Origin of the sequence: Microbacterium gorillae (genome assembly GCF_000826185.2) — a bacterium.
In the GTDB taxonomy this organism is placed as follows: domain Bacteria; phylum Actinomycetota; class Actinomycetes; order Actinomycetales; family Microbacteriaceae; genus Microbacterium; species Microbacterium gorillae.
Genome location: NZ_LN648875.1, coordinates 705594 through 721367 on the forward strand (window position 1 = coordinate 705594; position 15774 = coordinate 721367).

Genomic DNA, 15774 nt, shown 5'->3' on the forward strand with positions numbered 1-15774 from the left:
GCCCGGCTGCGCGCCGCGCGGTCGCCGCGTCTTCAGGCCGCCTGCGGCGATGCCGCCGCGGGGAAGTACGCGGCCACCGTGAGGGCGGCCAGCACCACACCGCACAGCGCCTGCTCGATCACCATCCACAGCGGCAGTGGCAGGAAGAAGAGCACCGCGACGACGGCGATCAGGAGGATCGGCGCGATGATGCGCAGTCGCAGCAGCGCGCGTCCACCGTGTCGGGCCGCGGCGATCGCGAAGCGCAGCGTGAGCAGCGAGGTCAGCGCGACGATCACGCCGCGCACCCATGCCGGGATGGTCACGTCCGCGGGAGCGAGCAGCGACAGCACGATCAGGGCGAGCACCGTGGCGATGCTGAGCCCGACGTAGGTCCACGCGAGCGTGCGGACGAGTCGGGCGAGAGTGATGTTCATGAGGGGTCCTTCGACTGGGGGGAATTGTGCCGTCGACGGGAGCCGACGGCCCGTTCGACGAAAGCGATCGCTTCGTCGAGGTGATGGTCGATGTCGAGGTCGGCGGCCTCGGTGAGGTGGTAGGAGGCGGCATCGATGATCGCGCGGATCAGCTTGGCGACGACGACCGGATCGAACGCCCCGAATCGGTGGCGCTGCTGTCCGTCGCGCAGAATCTCGGCGAGCTGCTCGATGGCATCCGGCGCCTGATCGGGGAGGGTGACCCCCTCGAGGATCCGGTGCACCGCGATCACGTGAGTCGGGCGTTCGACGATGAAGCGCAGGTTCGAGTCGAGGTACGCGTACAGCAGTTCCGCCGGCTCATCGATCCCGCGCATCCGGTCGGCCATGAAATTCCAGCCCCGCTCGAACAGATCGACCACCACCGCCTCCTGCAGCGCGGCCCGCGAGCCGAAGTGGTAGAGCACGGTGCCCTTGCTGGTGCCGGCGCGCACCGCGATGCCCGCGATCGACACGTCCTCGCTGCGCTCGGTGCCGAACGCTTCGACCGCCGCCGCCAGGATGTCGTCGCGGCGGATCTGCTGGATCCGGGTTAAATCTGACCGCACGGTCGAATTTTAAACCGCACGGTCAGCTTTGTCGATGCCCCTCGCTCCCGAAGAGCCGACCGCCCGCGAGACACCCAGGCGCGGCCGAGAAACCCCGCAGTGCGCTCGGTCTCGGACGTGCCTGGGTGTTTGGCGTTGCGGGTATCTTGCGTGACAAGGTAACGTGCGATGCATGACAGCCGATGTCGGAGCGCAGCTGCGCAAGGGGGTCGTGGAGCACTGCATCCTCGGCCTGCTCGCACGCGAGCCGATGTACGGCTGGGAACTTTCGGAGCAGCTGACGTCGGCGGGGCTCATCGCGAGCATCGGCACGCTGTATCCGGTGCTGTCGCGGCTGCGTGAGCGCGGCGTCGTGATCGCGTTCGAACGGCCGAGCGGACCGGGTCCGGTGCGCAAGTACTACCGGCTGACGGATGCCGGACACGCGGAACTCGAGGAGTTCCGGCGGCAGTGGGGACCGTTCACCCGTGCAGTGGACGACATCGTGAACGGAGCGGGAGATGACCGTGACGCAGAGTGAGACGACGCGCTACCTGGAGCAGCTCGACATCGAGCTGCGCGGGCTGCCGCCGGAGACGGCAGCGGAGATCCGGCGCGGCGTCGCGGAAGAACTCGACGGCCTGGACCCGGACGCCGCGCACGAGCGCATGATCACTCTCGGCGACCCGGCGTTCATCGCCGCGTCCGCCCGCGGCGAGCTGAGCGACTCCGCCGACGCCACTCCCGGCCGGGCACCGGAGGGAGTCGCGTCAATGGGTTTCGCCGCGACCGCCGTCATCGTCATGTCCCTCGGCGGCTTCGTGGTCCCGGTCCTGGGCTGGATCGTCGGAGTGGCACTGGTGTGGGCTTCGCCGCGCTGGCGACGGGCGGAGAAGATCGTCGCGACGGCCGTGCCCCTCGGGGCCGGGCTGCTGCTGAAAACGATCGTCCCACTCCTTGCGGGACTGTTCGGAACGAGCACCCGGTACGCCGACGACGCCGCGCGCAACCCGCTCCTGCCGACGAGCTACGACGTGCTCTGGACGGCGTTTCTCATCGGGTGGATCGGGTTGCCGATCGCCGCCGCCGCGGTCGGGGTGTATCTGGTCAGTCGCCTGCGGCGCTCCCCCGGCCGCAGCGGCATCGCCGGCACCCGCGGGTTCGCCATCACGGCGGCGATCGTGTCCGGGTTCGGCGGATTCCTCGTCCCGGTGCTGGGCTGGTTCGCCGGCCTCGCCCTGGTGTGGAGCGCGCGTCGCTTCACCCGCCGCACGGCCCTCATCGCGACGCTGACTCCGCTGGCGGTGTGCGCACTGTGGATCGTCATCGGCGTCGTTCTCGGCGCGACCGCCCCCGTTCTCATCGACGACCCGGGCGGCGGCGACTTCCAGGTGCGCAACCCGATGCTCGCCGAGCCCCGCCTCGCGCAGTGGGGCGTGACCGCCGTCGTCTGGCCGGTTCTGCCTCTCGCCGCGACGGTGGTGGGGATCTGGCTGCTGGCCCTCGCCCTTCGCACTGATCCGATGGAGGACCCCCGTGCCTGAGTCCGAAGCAGACCGCTACCTGGCGCGGCTCGATGCCGCATTGGCCGATGTCCGACATGACACCGCTGTCGAGATCCGCGCCGGTGTCGCGGAGGAGCTCGCCGGACTCGACGATGCGGCGGCGCGCGACCGCATCGCCGCGCTCGGGGACCCGGCATTCATCGCGGCGTCCGCACGCGGCGAGCTGCCGCAACCCTCGGTTCCGGTGCCGACGTATGAGGGGTCCGGACGCCTGTACGGCCGCGGCTCCCTCGCGACCCGCGGCATGGTGATCGCCACCGGACTCGTGATCGCGTTCGGCGGCATCGTCCTGCCGTTCGTCGGCTGGGTCGCGGGGATCGTCATGATGTGCCTCTCGCCCGTCTGGCGGCGGGCGGAGAAGGTCTACGTGGCGGTCGTGCCACCCCTGGTCATCGCCGGCGTTCTGGTGCTCACCCAGGTGACGCCGAACTTCCCCGGCGGCTGGCGCACCGTCCTCCTGCCGTACGTGACGGGCCAGATCATTGCATCGCTGCTCGGCATCTGGGCACTCGTTCGGGGCCTGGCCCGCGTCCCCCGCTGACGAACCGCGCTTCGACTGCGACACACGAGCGGGCCGCGCACCCGACACGCCGTCCAGGCAGACCCGGACCACGGCGTGTCGGGCACGGCGCCCGCCGCTGTGCTCGCCTTTCGGCGCGGTCAGCGCCCGAGCGAGGTCAGCACGGCGGCGGTGTCCGACATCGTGATCTGCGGCGGGGACAAGGCCCCCACCCCGGAGGCGGGGGGGGGGTTTCCGCGGGGGGGGCGGGGCAGGGGGCGGCGGGGGCACGCACTTTTTTCAAAACCTACAACCCACCATGAAGGGAAGGAAAAAGCATGGGTCGTTCGGGGCCGGGCCCGCGCCCCCCGCTGACGACCCGCGCTTCGACTGCGACACGCGGGCGGGCCGCGCCCCCGACCCGCCGCCCAGGCAGCCCCGGACCACGGCGCGCCGGGCACGGCGCCCGCCGCTGTGCTCGCCTTTCGGCGCGGTCAGCGCCCGAGCGAGGTCAGCACGGCGGCGGTGTCCGACATCGTGATCTGCGGCGGGTACAGGCCCATCACCGTGATCGCGGCGGCGTGGTTCTCCGCGGTGGAGCCGGCGCAGGCGTCGGCGGGCACCGTGACGAAGGCACCGGCGTCGGCGGCCGGGAGCGCGGTGGAGATCACGCAGCAGTCCGTCGACACCCCCGTGAGGACCAGGTGCGGGGTCTCACCGATCACCGACGTCAACGCGCCGCCCCACTTGCCGAAGGTGGGCCGGTCCACCGTCGGCAGCGACGAGAGCCCCTCTGCCTCCGGGACCAGGGCGAACAGCGGATCATCCGCGGGCTGGTCCGCGAAGGGCCAGGCCGCGAAGTACTCCCCCCAGGATCCGGACCGGTCCGCGGTCGGCACCCAGCGCGTGACGACCGTGCGGTCCGGACCGAACGCGTCGGCAAGCTCGCGGATGCGAGCGAACGCCGAGGCGAAGAAGGGCGAGCCCCACTCCGACTCGGGCGACGCGAAGATCGCCTGCGGGTCGATGACGACCAGCCAGGGCCGATCGTCGCTCACAATCCCTCCTCCTGGCGGCGGATCACCCCGGCGCGAGCGAAGAACGTCACCAGGAAGCCGATGGCGAGGGCGAACAGGACACCGAGGTTGGCACCCGCCCACTCACCCTTGACCCCACCGACAAGACCCATGAAGTAGCCCTGCCAGGTGAACAGGTCGCTGAGGACGAAGCCCCAGCCGATGATGATCGCGACGACGAAGGTGCCGACGGAGATCCAGTCCACCGCCCCGTAGCGACCGTTCGAGTCGAACAGCGCCTCCGTGTCGTACGGCTTGCGGCGGCGCAGGATGTCCGCGATCAGGATGCCGGCCCAGGCCGCCAGCGGCACGCCGAGCGTGGTGAGGAAGGTCTGGAACGGACCGATGAAGTTCTGCGCGAAGAAGACGACGAGGATCGTGCCGATCGTGAGAATCACACCGTCGATCGCGGCCGCTGCCGGACGCGGGATCTTGATGCCGAGGCTCAGCAGCGTGAGACCGGACGAGTAGATGCCGAGCACCGCACCGGAGACCTGGGTCAGGATCGCGACGATGAGGAACGGGAACAGCAACCACGTCGGCAGGATCGAGGACAGCGCGCCGATCGGGTCATTCCCGATGGCCTCGTTCAGCCCCATGGACTGCCCGCCGATCGTCACCGTCTTGTTCGACGCAGCCAGCAGCAGACCGAAGAACACCAGGAAGATCGGGGCGATGGAACCGCCGAACGTGTTCCACCCGACGATCTTCGCGTCCGAGACCGTGCGCTTCTGGTAGCGCGTCCAGTCGGCGGCGATGTTGATCCAGCCCAGCCCGAATCCGGTGAGCGTGAAGACCAGGGCGCCGATCATCTGCCCGAGGTTGCCGGAGGGCTGCGTCCCGATGACGTTCCAGTCGATGTAGCCGAACGTGAGCACCAGGAACAGGATCGTCATCAGGCCCGTGACCCACGTCAGCACCGACTGCAGCTTCATGATCGTGTGATATCCGAGCACGGCGGCGCCCACGATCAGGGCCGCCACCACGATGGTGGCGACGACGTTCACCGCGACGTCGCCACCCGCGAACCAGCCGAGCTGGCGGAAGACCGTCCCAGTGGCGAGCACCGCGGTGATCGCGAGGATCGTCTCCCAGCCGATCGAGGTGATCCAGGAGATGATGCCGGGCAGCTTCTGTCCCTGCACGCCGAACGCGGCACGGGACAGGACCATCGTCGGCGCGGACCCACGCTTGCCGGCGATCGCGACCAGCCCGCACAGGAAGAACGAGATGACGATGCCGAGGATCGCCACGATCGTCGCCTGCCACAGCGAGATGCCGAAACCGAGCAGGTACGACCCGTAGGACATTCCGAACACGGAGACGTTCGCCGCGAACCACGGCCAGAACAGATCGCGTGGCCGCGCCGTCCGTTCCTCCTCCGGCACGATGTCGATGCCGTTGTGTTCGATCAGGGTGGGCTTGACGCCAGCGTCAGTGGACACGACCTGCCTCCAAAGGCTCGCCGAATAGGGGTGGCTCACATATTGGCAGAACTCCGCGGCTTCGGCGTCAGGTGCGCGTCACGATTTGGGCGCGTCCTGCTCGTGACGCTCCCGCCACTCGCGCCGGCTGAGGGGGTGATCGGACACCTCGGCGCCGGCCGATGCCGGCTCCGGCGTACCCTCTTCGGCCACCACCGGATCGGATTCGGGCTCCGCCGAGCCGTCGCTGGCGGCCGCCTTCTCTGCGGCGCGCTTGCGGTCCGCGGCCTCCTGCAGCGCCGAGCGGGCGTGCAACTCCGGCGGGCGGAAGAACAGCGCGATCAGGAAGGCGAGTGCCATCACACCGAACCCGACCCAGTAGACCGTGACGACCGACTTCGTGAAGCCGACCAGGAACGGCCGCGTCAGCGCCGGCGTCGCGCCGGTCACGAACGAGGTGTCGCTGATGGAGGAATCAGAGGACCCGGAGCTGCCGGACGTGCCGTCCTTGATGCCGGTCACGATGGTGGGCACCAGCTCCTTCACCCACGCCTCACGCTGCGTCCTGTCGCTCCAATCCACGGCGAGCTTCCCGTCCGTGACGGTGGCGTTCGCCTTCGCCGCCGCCGCTTTCAGACCCTCCGCCGTGGCATCGGGCAGGGCTGTCTTGACCTGCGCGTCGATCACCGCCTGCTTCTGAGCGGCCGGAATCACCCCCGCCGCGACCTGAGCTTCGACCGCCTGCGTGACCTTGGCGGTCACCGCCGTCGTGACCGCGTCCGTGGTCTTCGTCGTGGCCTCGTCGAGCTTGGTGGCGATGCCGTCCTGCAGCTTGCCCGTGACCGGCGTCCAGATCTGCTTCATCACCCCGGCGTTGTGCGCCTCGGACGCGACGGCCGGGTTCAACGCCGCGTTCAGCGCCGCGGTGAGATCGGTCTTGTTCGTCATGGCCGTGGTGATGTTGCCACCGACCACGGTGAACAGGACGGACAGCAGCACGGCCGTGCCGAGCGTGCCGCCGATCTGCCGGAAGAAGGTCGACGAGCTGGTCGCGACTCCCATGTCCTGCGGCTCGACGGACGCCTGGGTCGCGAGGGTCAGCGACTGCATGAGCTGACCGAAACCGAGGCCGACGACCAGCATGCAGATCGCGAGGTACCAGTACGGGGTGTCCGCCGTGAGGAAGGACAGCAGCAGGTAGCCGATCGTGACGGTGAGCGTGCCGGTGACGGGGAAGATCCGGTACTTGCCGGTCCGCGCGACGATCTGGCCGCTGCCCATCGCGGCCAGCATGATGCCGGCCACCATCGGCAGCATCGCCCAGCCGGACTCGGTCGGTGTCTGGCCCAGCACGATCTGCAGGTACAGCGGCAGCGTGAGCATGGCCCCGAACATGCCGAAACCGATCAGGAAGCCGAGGATGATCGACATCGAGAACGGACGCCGCCGGAACAGGCGCAGCGGAATGATCGCGTCCGTCCCCATTCGGCTCTCGATGATGAGGAAGGCGATGAGCCCGGCCGCACCGATGCCGTAGCAGACGAACGCCGCGACGGATGTCCAGCCCCACTCGCGACCCTGCTCGGCGATCAGCAGCAGCGGGACCAGGGTGACCACGACCATCGTCGCGCCCCACCAGTCGATGCGCGGTTTCGCGCCGGAGTGGAAACGCGGCAGGTGCAGGAAGCGCCACACCATACCCAGCGCGACCAGTCCGATCGGCACGTTGATCAGGAACACCCAGCGCCATCCGGCGATCCAGAGAATCTCGGGCGTGCCCGCGAACAGCCCGCCCACGAGGGGTCCGATCACCGCCGAGATCGCGAAGACGGACATGAAGTACCCCTGGTACTTCGCTCGTTCGCGGGGGGCGAGCACGTCGCCCATGATCGCCAGCGGCAGGGACATCAGGGCGCCGGCGCCGATGCCCTGGAACGCCCGGAACCCGGCCAGCATCAGCATCGAGGTGGAGAAGCTGGACAGCAGTGAACCGACGATGAACACACCGATGCCGAACAGGTACAGCGGGCGGCGGCCGAAGACGTCGGAGAGCTTGCCGTAGATCGGTGTCGTGACGGTGGACGTGATCAGGTACGCCGTCGTCACCCACGCCTGCTGGTCGAGACCGTGCAGGTCATCGCCGATCGTGCGGATCGCGGTTCCGACCACGGTCTGATCCAGCGACGACAGGAACATGCCCGCCATCAGTCCGTAGATCACCAGCATGATCTGCCGATGACTCATGATCGGCGTCGACCCGGTGGTCGGCGCCGCGGTTTGCGTGCTCATGTGCCTCCTGCGACCGCGCAAACCCCGGCGCGACCAGACCACTCATCGTGCACCCGGGCGACGGCGCGCACAAGCGACCTGCGGCACTCTCATCGACGCCGCATAGGAAACGCGAAGCTCACGCGGTGAGGAAGGCCCTCGCGACGCGGGACAGCGCGTGCAGGTCGGAGACGCCGGCGAGCTCGCGCGCGGAGTGCATCGAGAGGATGGGGATGCCCACATCGACGGTCTTCATGCCGAGCCGCGTCGCGGTGATCGGCCCGATCGTGGAGCCGCAGGGCACGTCGTTGTTCGAGACGAACTCCTGGCTCTGCACGCCCGCACTCTCGCACCACCCCGCCCACGCCGCGGCGCCGAGGGCGTCGGTCGCGTAGCGCTGGTTCGCGTTGATCTTGAGGATCGGTCCGGAACCGAGCAACGGCTGGACGACGGGGTCGTGCTTGCCGACGTAGTTCGGGTGGACCGAGTGTCCGACGTCGCTGCTCACGCACCAGGACGCGGCGATCGCGCGCAGGCGCTCCTCCGCGCCGGCGCCGAGGCGAGTCCAGACGCGCGTGAGCACGTCGTCCAGGATCGGACCGTCGGCGCCGGCGCGGCTGCCCGATCCGATCTCCTCGTGATCGAACGCCGCGAGCACGGCGATGTGCTCGCCGGCGTAGCCGTCCGCGGCGGCGGCGAGCGCGATGAGGCCGGCGTGCACCGAGGCGAGGTCGTCCATCCGGCCGCAGGCGAAGAACGCGTCGTCCTGGCCGAAGATCGCACCGCGCTGCGTGTCGGCGGTGATGAGGTCGTAACCGCGGATGTCGGCCGGATCAACATCGGCCGTCGCCGCCACGGCGGCGAGGACGTCCGCGGTGGAGGGGTCCCCCAAGCCCCACACCGGCTGCGTGTGGAACTGCTTGTCCAGGGCGAGGCCGTCATTCGCCGTGCGGTCGAGGTGGATCGCGAGCTGCGGCAGGCGCAGCAGGGGCCCGGAGTCGGCGAGCACGACGGTGCCGTCGGCGAGGACGAGGCGTCCGGCCAGGCGGAGCTCACGGTCGAGCCACGAGTTCAGCAGCGGACCGCCGTAAACCTCGACGGCGGCCTGCAACCAGCCGCGGGTGCCGGTCGTCGGCTTCGGCTTGAGCTTCAGCCCCGGGGAGTCGGTGTGTGCGCCGAACACGTGCGCACCCGTCGTGGCGTCCGCGTTCGCGGGCACGATCCAGGCGATCACGCTCCCGTCCCGGATGATGAAGAAGCGTCCCCCGGCCTGCTCCGGCCACGCGTCGGTCTCCTCCAACCGCGTGAAGTCCACGGCCTCCAGGCGACGCGCCACCTCGGCGGCGGCGTGGTGGCTCGACGGCGACGCCTCGACGAAGTCGGCGAGATCCTCGGCGTGCGAGCGGGCCTGGGCGGTGACGGTCATGCGGTTCCTCCGGGTCGGTGGGGTCCTTCCAGCGTAGTCACCGGACGAGACGCGACCGCCTGCGCGGCGGCCAGCAGGCCCGCCGCCGTGTCATCGCTGGGGTCCAGCTGCAGGGCGGCGCGGGCGTGCGCCGCAGCCTCCGCCGCGGCCCCCGGAGCGGGCAGCAGTGCGCGGGCTGACTGCACATGAAGGGCCACCCGCACCGAGAGATCATCCGGCGCCAGCAGGGTCGCCGTGGCGATCTCACGCAACGCGTCCTCGGTCCGGCCGAGGCGACCGAGGCGGGCGGCCAGGACGACGTGCAGTCCCGGAGCGGTCGGCAGAGCGGCGACAGCGGCACGGGACCACTGCAGCGATTCCTCCGCCCGAGTCGGATCCAGCGCGATGATCTGGGAGAGCATGGCGCGCGCCCACGGGGCGGCGTCGTGGTCGGCGAGCGCGTCCCGCGTGATACGTTCCGCCGCGCCGGGGTCACCCTGCACCACGAGGACGTGGGCGAGCTCGATCATCGCTCGGGCGTCGTCCGGGTGCGCGCGCAGATGGCGATCGAGGACGTGACTGGCCGCGCTCGGCTCACCCGCGGCCAGCAGCAGTTGGGCACGGGCGATGATGTCCGCGCCGGAGTCCTCTGTCACGTCGCCATCGTCGCACGCCACGGCATGGCCGGGATCGGTGTCCGCCGACAGCGGACGGGTGTCCGTCTGAGCCCATGACGGATGAGGAACGTCGGGCGTCAGTGCACGACGTCGACGCGCTGGAAGGCGTCGACGCTGATGCCGCGCTCGAGAATGAGCGCGGACCACTCGCGGGCCGAGTGGAGACTGTGATCCCGGTAGTTGCCGCACTCGACGGCCGAGACGCCGGGGACGTCCGCCCACGTGGCCTCGGTCGCGAGGAAACGGAGGCTGGCCGCGATGGCGTCGACGACGGTCGCGACGTGCGGCGTGCCCCAGGTGATCAGGTGGAATCCGGTCCGGCATCCGAACGGCGAGATGTCGATGACGCCCTCGAGGTGGTCACGCAGGACACCCGCGATGGTGTGCTCGATGGTGTGCAGCCCCGCGGTCGGGATCTCGCCCTCGTTGGGCTGGACGAGGCGCACGTCGAAGTTGGAGATCTGATCCCCCCGCGGTCCGGTCTCGACCTGGATGAGTCGGACGTACGGCGCCTTCACGGCGGTGTGATCCAGCGTGAAGCTCTCGACCTCGGCCATTTTTCCTCCTTGTACGGCGACGGATGCGTCCCCTCATTCTCCTGCGGACCGGCGCCCCGACGAACTCGACGGACGTGCGAGGTCACATCCGCGATCGCGTGAGATTTCTCACACACTCCCCCGCGACGGCGCGATCCGCGGATGACGTGTGCGTACCGTGGAGGCGCGACGAACAGCTGAGGTGTGCCATGAAGACCCCGATCACCCGGCCTCTGCGCGCCCTGCTCGCACTGGCCGCGCTGACGGCCGCGGTGCTGCTCCCGGCGACCTCCGCCGCCGCTGCGACCACCCCCGCGGCCGGGACCGCTGCAGAAGCCGCCACAGTCCTGGAGCTCACGAACACCGCCCGCGCCGAGCACGACGCCGCACCGGTCGCTTACAGCCCGGCCGTCGCCGAGGTCGCACAGAGCTGGGCGGAACAGCTGGCGCGTTCCGGCGAGCTCTCGCACGACGCCGACTATGCGACCAAGATGCCGGACGGATGGCTCGGCGTCGCGGAGAACGTGGCGATGTCCTCGGACGCGACCCCGGCCGACCTGCACGCCATGTGGATGGACTCCCCCGGCCACCGCGCGAATCTGCTCAACAGCGGCTACAACGTGATGGGCGTCGGGCTCGCGACCGCGGACGATGGCACGCTGTTCGGTGTCGAGGTCTTCGGCCGGTACGCCGATCCCGTCACCGCGGGCGCGGAGCCGCTGGAGACCCCGGACCCGACCGCCAATCCCACGCCCCCGGCTCCGATCGCACCCGAACCGGTTCCGGAGGCGACGGAGACCGGCGCGGCCTCGCCCGAGCCGCAGCCGGCCGCCCCCGTGCCGTCCGCGGTCGCGTCACCCGGAGCATCCGAGCGGGCGACGTCCGCCCCGGTGCCCACCGGTGCCGTCGACGGACAGTTCGAGGCGGAGCGGGGCGCGTCCCCCCGGGCCGGGACGGGTACGGCCGCGACGCTGATGCCGTTCCTGCTGCCGGCCGCGATCGGTTGCGTCGTTGTCCTCGGCGGCGTTTCCGCCGCCGCGTTCACCCGCATCCGGCGTTCGAACGACTGAGCGTCCGACACCGAGCGGGTAGCGTCGGTGGCATGACGCAGGCAGGCGAGGCGGCGGGCGAGTCCGACAACGGCGCGGTGTGGAGCGCCCTGTCAAGCGACTACGAGCGAGCCCGAGCGCGGGAGGATTCGCTGGACACCCTCGTGGAGTGGCCGGCGCAGCGCGCGCTGCTCGGTGATGTCGTCGGGCGGACGATCCTTGACCTGGGCTGCGGCAACGGCGGCAAACTCGCGGAGCTGGTGGCGGCAGGCGCCGGAGCGTCGGTGGGAATCGACGTCGGTGCCGACCTCGTTCCCGCACGGCGCGGATTGGAGCTGGTGCAGGGAGATCTGAACCGGTTCGAGGACCTGCCGGAACTCACCGGGCGGACCTTCGATCGCATTCTCTTCCTGCAGTCATTCGGCTACGCCACGGACCCCGTGGCCGTCCTCCGTGCCGCTCGCGAGCGCCTCACCGACGACGGTTTCATCCTGCTCACGCGGACTCATCCGCTCCGGTACGCCCGCGAACGGGCAGAGCAGAACGGCACGTCGCTCGGAGCGGAGTACTACGCCGGTGCGGACTTCACGTATCGGGCGGCCTGGAACGACGCGATGGCGTTGACCAAGCGGACCTACACGATCGCGGATCTGCTGAACATCTTCAGCGCCGCGGGGCTCTGGGTGGACGCCGCCGATGAGCCGTCGATGTCCGCGGCAGATGCGGCCCGCTTCCCGCACAAGAAGGCGTGGATGGACACGTACCTCGGCATCCTCATCTTCCGCCTGCGTCCGGTGCCCGGGTTCGAAGAGCGCGCCGGTCAGGCGAACGCCTGATTCCGCAGCACGATCTGCGCCGTGGCGTTCGTCACGAAATCCCGGACCTGCCCGGTGTTCGTCGGAAGCGCTGACGGGGAGTCGAGGTGCCCCTCCCACAGCTCGAGGACGTCCCCCTCGGGGCCGATGGACGCTTGAAGCCGTTCCTCGGCGATGTACTCGGCGAACCCGCCCGGTCTGTCGTCCAGCCGAAAGCGCGGCGCGACCGCGGCCCCACCGAAGAAGTCCGCGTATCCCCCGGTCGCGATGCGGTGGAGGGTGCGGTCCCAGTAGTCCTTGTCGACTCCGGTGCCGCGCTTGGTGTTCAGGTTCGTGCGGGGACTGCGCGTTCCCGGGCCGATGACCGGCATGAGGATGAAGTTTCCCCGCGTGTACACGACCGACATGAAGTCCTCGAACACGGCCAGCACATCGGGCAGGTCTCCGTCGCGAAGCTGATCCAGAAGTGCGGGAATCCGCTTCCCGGTGATCACCCGCCCGTGCTCGAGCTTCAGGTAGGTCTTCAGCGTCGACCAGTGCGAGTGCATCGTGTCCGGCGAGGCGGCGAACCCTTCCGCCTGTACCGCGCGCAGCTCATCCCGAAGGGCGATCGCGTCGGACTCGCGACGGCCGGCCAGCGCAGCGGCTTTCGTCTGCAACGCGACGAGGACGGGGTGGTCCGCGGGAACCGTGCTCACTGCGCCGACGAACTCAGCCGCGGGCGAGGAGGGCGTTCGTCACGGCCCTGGTGGGGGCGGTCGCGGGCCCCGGGCGCGTGACGGCGAGGGCCGCTGCGGCATTGGCTCGACGCACCGCGACCGGAAGCGCCAGACCACGGGCGAGGGCGGACGCGAGGACCCCGGTGTGGGCGTCACCGGCGCCGTTGGTGTCCACGGCCGTCACCGCGAAGGCCGGAATGTGCTCGCCCGTGGACAGGTCCGCACCGGTCGCACCGTCCCGAACGATGACCGCACCGGCGACGCGTTCGGCGAGCGCCCGCGCGCGGGCCGCGAAATCGGCTGGCACCTCCGTGCCGAATCGCCGCAGGGCCTCCGCGGCCTCCCGGGCATTGAGGCTCCAGATGTCCGCATGGTCCCGGACCACCTGCCACGCCGCGGGCGTGAGGTCGGCCACGAGCGGGGACGGATCGAACAGCACCCGGGTGGCGGCCGGCAGCATCGGCACCCAAGCGATGAGGGCGTCGGTGTTGCGACCGCCGAGCAGCGAGTAGCCGGACACGATCACGACGTCCTCTGCCGCGACGTCCGCCGCGTCGAGCACGGTGACGTCGACGGCATCCTCCGCGCCGAGTGCCGACACGAAGGTGCGCTCGGTGGTGTCATCGGTCATCGCCACGCTGAAGCCGCTGTCCGCGTCCGGAACACGGGGCGCCGGCATCGTCACGCCCTCTGCGGCGAGCGCCGCGGCGACGACGTCACCGAAGGGTCCGGTGCCGATCACGCCGAGATGGACGACGTCGGCGCCGTCCCGCGCCGCCGCGGCGAGGGCGTTGAAACCGCCGCCGGCGGTGATCTCGCTGTGGCTGGCGAACACGTCGCCGCCGGGCTGCGGCAGCGCCGGAATGAGCATCACGATGTCGACGATGGCCTGTCCGGTGTAGAGCACCCGGCCGGTCATCGGGCCGACTCCGTCCGAAGCGCGAGCAGGTCGGCGACGACCGGCGGAAGGTCCAGGTGGTTCACGCGGATGACGGTGTCGGTGACCTCGTCCGGCCAAGCCGCCGTCCCGTGCTGGGCACCGAGGATCGCTCCGGCGATCGCGCCGATCGTGTCGGTGTCATCCCCGATGGCGGCCGCGTGACACAGGGCGGTGAACGGCTGATCGCCGAAGCGGGCGATCAGGGCGAAGGCCGCGGGGATGGACTCGTTCGCCGCGACGGAGGTCCCCACGCGCGTGGCGATGACCTCCAGCGCCACGGTCTCGTCGAGACCGGCGACCGCGGCGACGGCGGTCCGGATGCGATCGCCGACCGGGTCAGCCGAGACGTGGTTGCCGGCATCGGCGAGCGCGTCCGCCGCCTCGATGCCGGCCGTGAGGATCGCTGCCGTGGGCGCGCCCGTGAGTGCCGCGGACACGGCCGCCGCGACGGCGGCCGCGGAGGCGAGTCCTGGCCCGGTGTTGTGAGTGAGGCGGGACGCGCTGACGACGGCGGGCAGGAGGTCCGGCCCCGGCGCGACGGCGATGCCGACGGGAGCGATGCGCATCGCGGCGCCGTTGGTGGTGCCGTTGCGTCCCGGGTCGTCGTCGGGTCCGGCGCCGGCCTGGATCGCGGCGATGGCGGCCTTCGTGGACGGACCGAGGAGGTCCTGCGACCCGCGGGCGATCATGTCCTCCTCCCAGGCCGCGAGAGCATCGGCGAAAGTGCGGGGGTCGATCCGGCCGTGGCCCTCGATGAGCAGGCGGGCCAGCATCAGCGCCTGTTCGGTGTCGTCCGTGATCGTGCCGGCAGGCAGTCCGGGGGCGATCGGCTGGTCCGCGGTGGCGTCCCGGAACCCGGTGATGGGCCCGTAGGTCGCCGCGATCTGCGCGCGGGTCAGGGTCTGGGTCGGCATGCCGAGAGCATCGCCGATGGCGAGCCCGAGCAGCGCACCGGTGGCACGGTCGACGAGGTCCGGGGAGGGCATGCGATCAGCGTAAGCCCGCAGGGTTCAGGTCGTCGCGTCGATGGCCTCGGCCGTCTGCTTCAGCAGCGTCAGCTGTCCGGACCAGCGGTCGGCGGCAGCGGACAGTGTCGCGGCCGCGGCGGCGACGGCGGCGGGCCGGACGCGGTACACCGCCTCGCGGCCGGTCGTCGCGTCGACCAGTCCGGCGTCTCGGAGGACGGTGAGGTGCTTGGCCGTGCCCTGGCGCGTGATCGGCAGCGCACGGGCCAGATCGGTGACGCCACGCGGAGCGGTGCCGAGCATGTCCAGGATGCGCAGGCGATGCGGATCCGCCAGGGCGTGCAGGACGAGGACGGTGTCAGCGGTCGACGGCACGGTGGGCCGCCTCCGTCGCTGCGCGGAGCAGGTCCAGCTCCTCGCGCCACCCGGCCTCGTTCGCACCGAAGTTGCGCTCGTGCGCGTCCGGGGCGAAGGCCGAGAACCCGGACTCCCTCACGGTCACGATCACGGCGTCGGTCGCCTGCTCGAGCGTGAACTCCACGGTGGTCCGGGGGACGTCATCGCCGCCGGGGTGCCAGGTGAAGACCGCGCGGTGCGGCGGCTCGAGGGCGACGATGCCCACGGAGAACGCACCGAGGTTCGGATCGTGGACGATGCACTCGTCCCCGATCCGCTCGACGCGGTGATGCCCGAGACGGCCATCATTGATCCACCACCCCGGTTCGGATACGAGCCGCCACACGGTCTCGATGCTCGCCGCGATCTCCACGTGCTGCGCGATGTCATCCCTCATGCAACCCAATGGTTGCCAACGAGGATGACGATGTCAACAG

The 15774-nt window shown here is 70.4% G+C and carries 18 protein-coding genes; 5 read left to right on the plus strand and 13 right to left on the minus strand.

The features are described from left to right. Positions 1–32: 32 nt before the first annotated feature. Both BN1193_RS12830 and BN1193_RS12835 read right to left on the minus strand, forming a co-directional pair. On the minus strand, positions 33–416 hold the full coding sequence (locus BN1193_RS12830; RefSeq protein WP_052460756.1) for a hypothetical protein: 384 nt from the start codon (positions 414–416) through the stop codon (positions 33–35). Next, a complete protein-coding gene (locus BN1193_RS12835; RefSeq protein ID WP_052460757.1) occupies positions 413–1024 on the minus strand; it encodes a TetR/AcrR family transcriptional regulator in 612 nt (203 codons plus the stop codon). Before BN1193_RS12835 ends, BN1193_RS12830 begins: the two co-directional genes overlap by 4 nt. A gap of 172 nt (positions 1025–1196) precedes the next feature. Between BN1193_RS12835 and BN1193_RS12840 the strand changes: the two genes are divergently transcribed. The 3 genes from BN1193_RS12840 to BN1193_RS12850 are packed head-to-tail and all read left to right on the plus strand — an operon-like array spanning position 1197 to position 3109. Beyond that, positions 1197–1544, plus strand: a complete 348-nt coding sequence (locus BN1193_RS12840) for a PadR family transcriptional regulator (RefSeq protein ID WP_040167172.1) — start codon at positions 1197–1199, stop codon at positions 1542–1544. Next, on the plus strand, positions 1525–2547 hold the full coding sequence (locus BN1193_RS12845; protein WP_040167173.1) for a DUF1700 domain-containing protein: 1023 nt from the start codon (positions 1525–1527) through the stop codon (positions 2545–2547). The genes BN1193_RS12840 and BN1193_RS12845 overlap by 20 nt, the downstream gene beginning before the upstream one ends. Continuing rightward, complete coding sequence (locus tag BN1193_RS12850; RefSeq protein ID WP_040167175.1) at positions 2540–3109, plus strand: HAAS signaling domain-containing protein; 570 nt, start codon at positions 2540–2542, stop codon at positions 3107–3109. Before BN1193_RS12845 ends, BN1193_RS12850 begins: the two co-directional genes overlap by 8 nt. A 452-nt stretch (positions 3110–3561) precedes the next feature. Here BN1193_RS12850 and BN1193_RS12855 read toward each other — a convergent pair whose 3' ends face one another. From BN1193_RS12855 to BN1193_RS12880, 6 genes are all read right to left on the minus strand, one after another. Beyond that, complete coding sequence (locus BN1193_RS12855; RefSeq protein WP_040167177.1) at positions 3562–4125, minus strand: cysteine hydrolase family protein; 564 nt, start codon at positions 4123–4125, stop codon at positions 3562–3564. After that, on the minus strand, positions 4122–5588 hold the full coding sequence (locus BN1193_RS12860; protein ID WP_040167179.1) for a purine-cytosine permease family protein: 1467 nt from the start codon (positions 5586–5588) through the stop codon (positions 4122–4124). The genes BN1193_RS12855 and BN1193_RS12860 overlap by 4 nt, the downstream gene beginning before the upstream one ends. Before the next feature lie 78 nt (positions 5589–5666). Continuing rightward, a complete protein-coding gene (locus BN1193_RS12865) occupies positions 5667–7856 on the minus strand; it encodes an MDR family MFS transporter (RefSeq protein WP_094770497.1) in 2190 nt (729 codons plus the stop codon). Positions 7857–7974: 118 nt separating this feature from the next. Beyond that, the gene (locus BN1193_RS12870; RefSeq protein WP_040167181.1) at positions 7975–9261 is read right to left on the minus strand and encodes a M18 family aminopeptidase; all 1287 of its coding nucleotides are present in this window, start codon (positions 9259–9261) and stop codon (positions 7975–7977) included. Then, the gene (locus BN1193_RS12875) at positions 9258–9896 is read right to left on the minus strand and encodes a tetratricopeptide repeat protein (protein ID WP_141396687.1); all 639 of its coding nucleotides are present in this window, start codon (positions 9894–9896) and stop codon (positions 9258–9260) included. Before BN1193_RS12875 ends, BN1193_RS12870 begins: the two co-directional genes overlap by 4 nt. 98 nt (positions 9897–9994) lie before the next feature. After that, positions 9995–10474: an S-ribosylhomocysteine lyase gene (locus BN1193_RS12880; RefSeq protein WP_040167184.1), complete on the minus strand. Its 480-nt coding sequence runs from the start codon at positions 10472–10474 to the stop codon at positions 9995–9997. A 188-nt stretch (positions 10475–10662) separates the two neighbouring features. On the opposite strand from BN1193_RS12880, the gene BN1193_RS12885 reads away from it, so the two are divergent. Together BN1193_RS12885 and BN1193_RS12890 are read left to right on the plus strand one after the other, a co-directional pair. Further along, positions 10663–11523, plus strand: a complete 861-nt coding sequence (locus tag BN1193_RS12885; RefSeq protein WP_040167186.1) for a CAP domain-containing protein — start codon at positions 10663–10665, stop codon at positions 11521–11523. A 32-nt stretch (positions 11524–11555) separates the two neighbouring features. Further along, positions 11556–12338: a class I SAM-dependent methyltransferase gene (locus BN1193_RS12890; RefSeq protein WP_052460758.1), complete on the plus strand. Its 783-nt coding sequence runs from the start codon at positions 11556–11558 to the stop codon at positions 12336–12338. Here BN1193_RS12890 and BN1193_RS12895 read toward each other — a convergent pair. From BN1193_RS12895 to BN1193_RS12915, 5 genes are read right to left on the minus strand one after another with little or no spacing between them, the layout of a single operon-like run. Next, positions 12323–13015 (minus strand): hypothetical protein, encoded by a 693-nt coding sequence (locus tag BN1193_RS12895; protein WP_040167188.1) that lies wholly within the window; start codon positions 13013–13015, stop codon positions 12323–12325. The two genes, BN1193_RS12890 and BN1193_RS12895, sit on opposite strands and share 16 nt — an antisense overlap. Positions 13016–13028: 13 nt before the next feature. Next, positions 13029–13955, minus strand: a complete 927-nt coding sequence (locus BN1193_RS12900; protein WP_040167189.1) for a PfkB family carbohydrate kinase — start codon at positions 13953–13955, stop codon at positions 13029–13031. Beyond that, positions 13952–14962: an ADP-ribosylglycohydrolase family protein gene (locus tag BN1193_RS12905; protein ID WP_040167192.1), complete on the minus strand. Its 1011-nt coding sequence runs from the start codon at positions 14960–14962 to the stop codon at positions 13952–13954. Before BN1193_RS12905 ends, BN1193_RS12900 begins: the two co-directional genes overlap by 4 nt. Before the next feature lie 24 nt (positions 14963–14986). Further along, entirely contained in the window at positions 14987–15316 is a 330-nt protein-coding gene (locus BN1193_RS12910) for an ArsR/SmtB family transcription factor (protein ID WP_040167193.1), read from the minus strand. Beyond that, entirely contained in the window at positions 15300–15734 is a 435-nt protein-coding gene (locus tag BN1193_RS12915) for an SRPBCC domain-containing protein (protein ID WP_040167195.1), read from the minus strand. The genes BN1193_RS12910 and BN1193_RS12915 overlap by 17 nt, the downstream gene beginning before the upstream one ends. Positions 15735–15774: the final 40 nt, after the last annotated feature.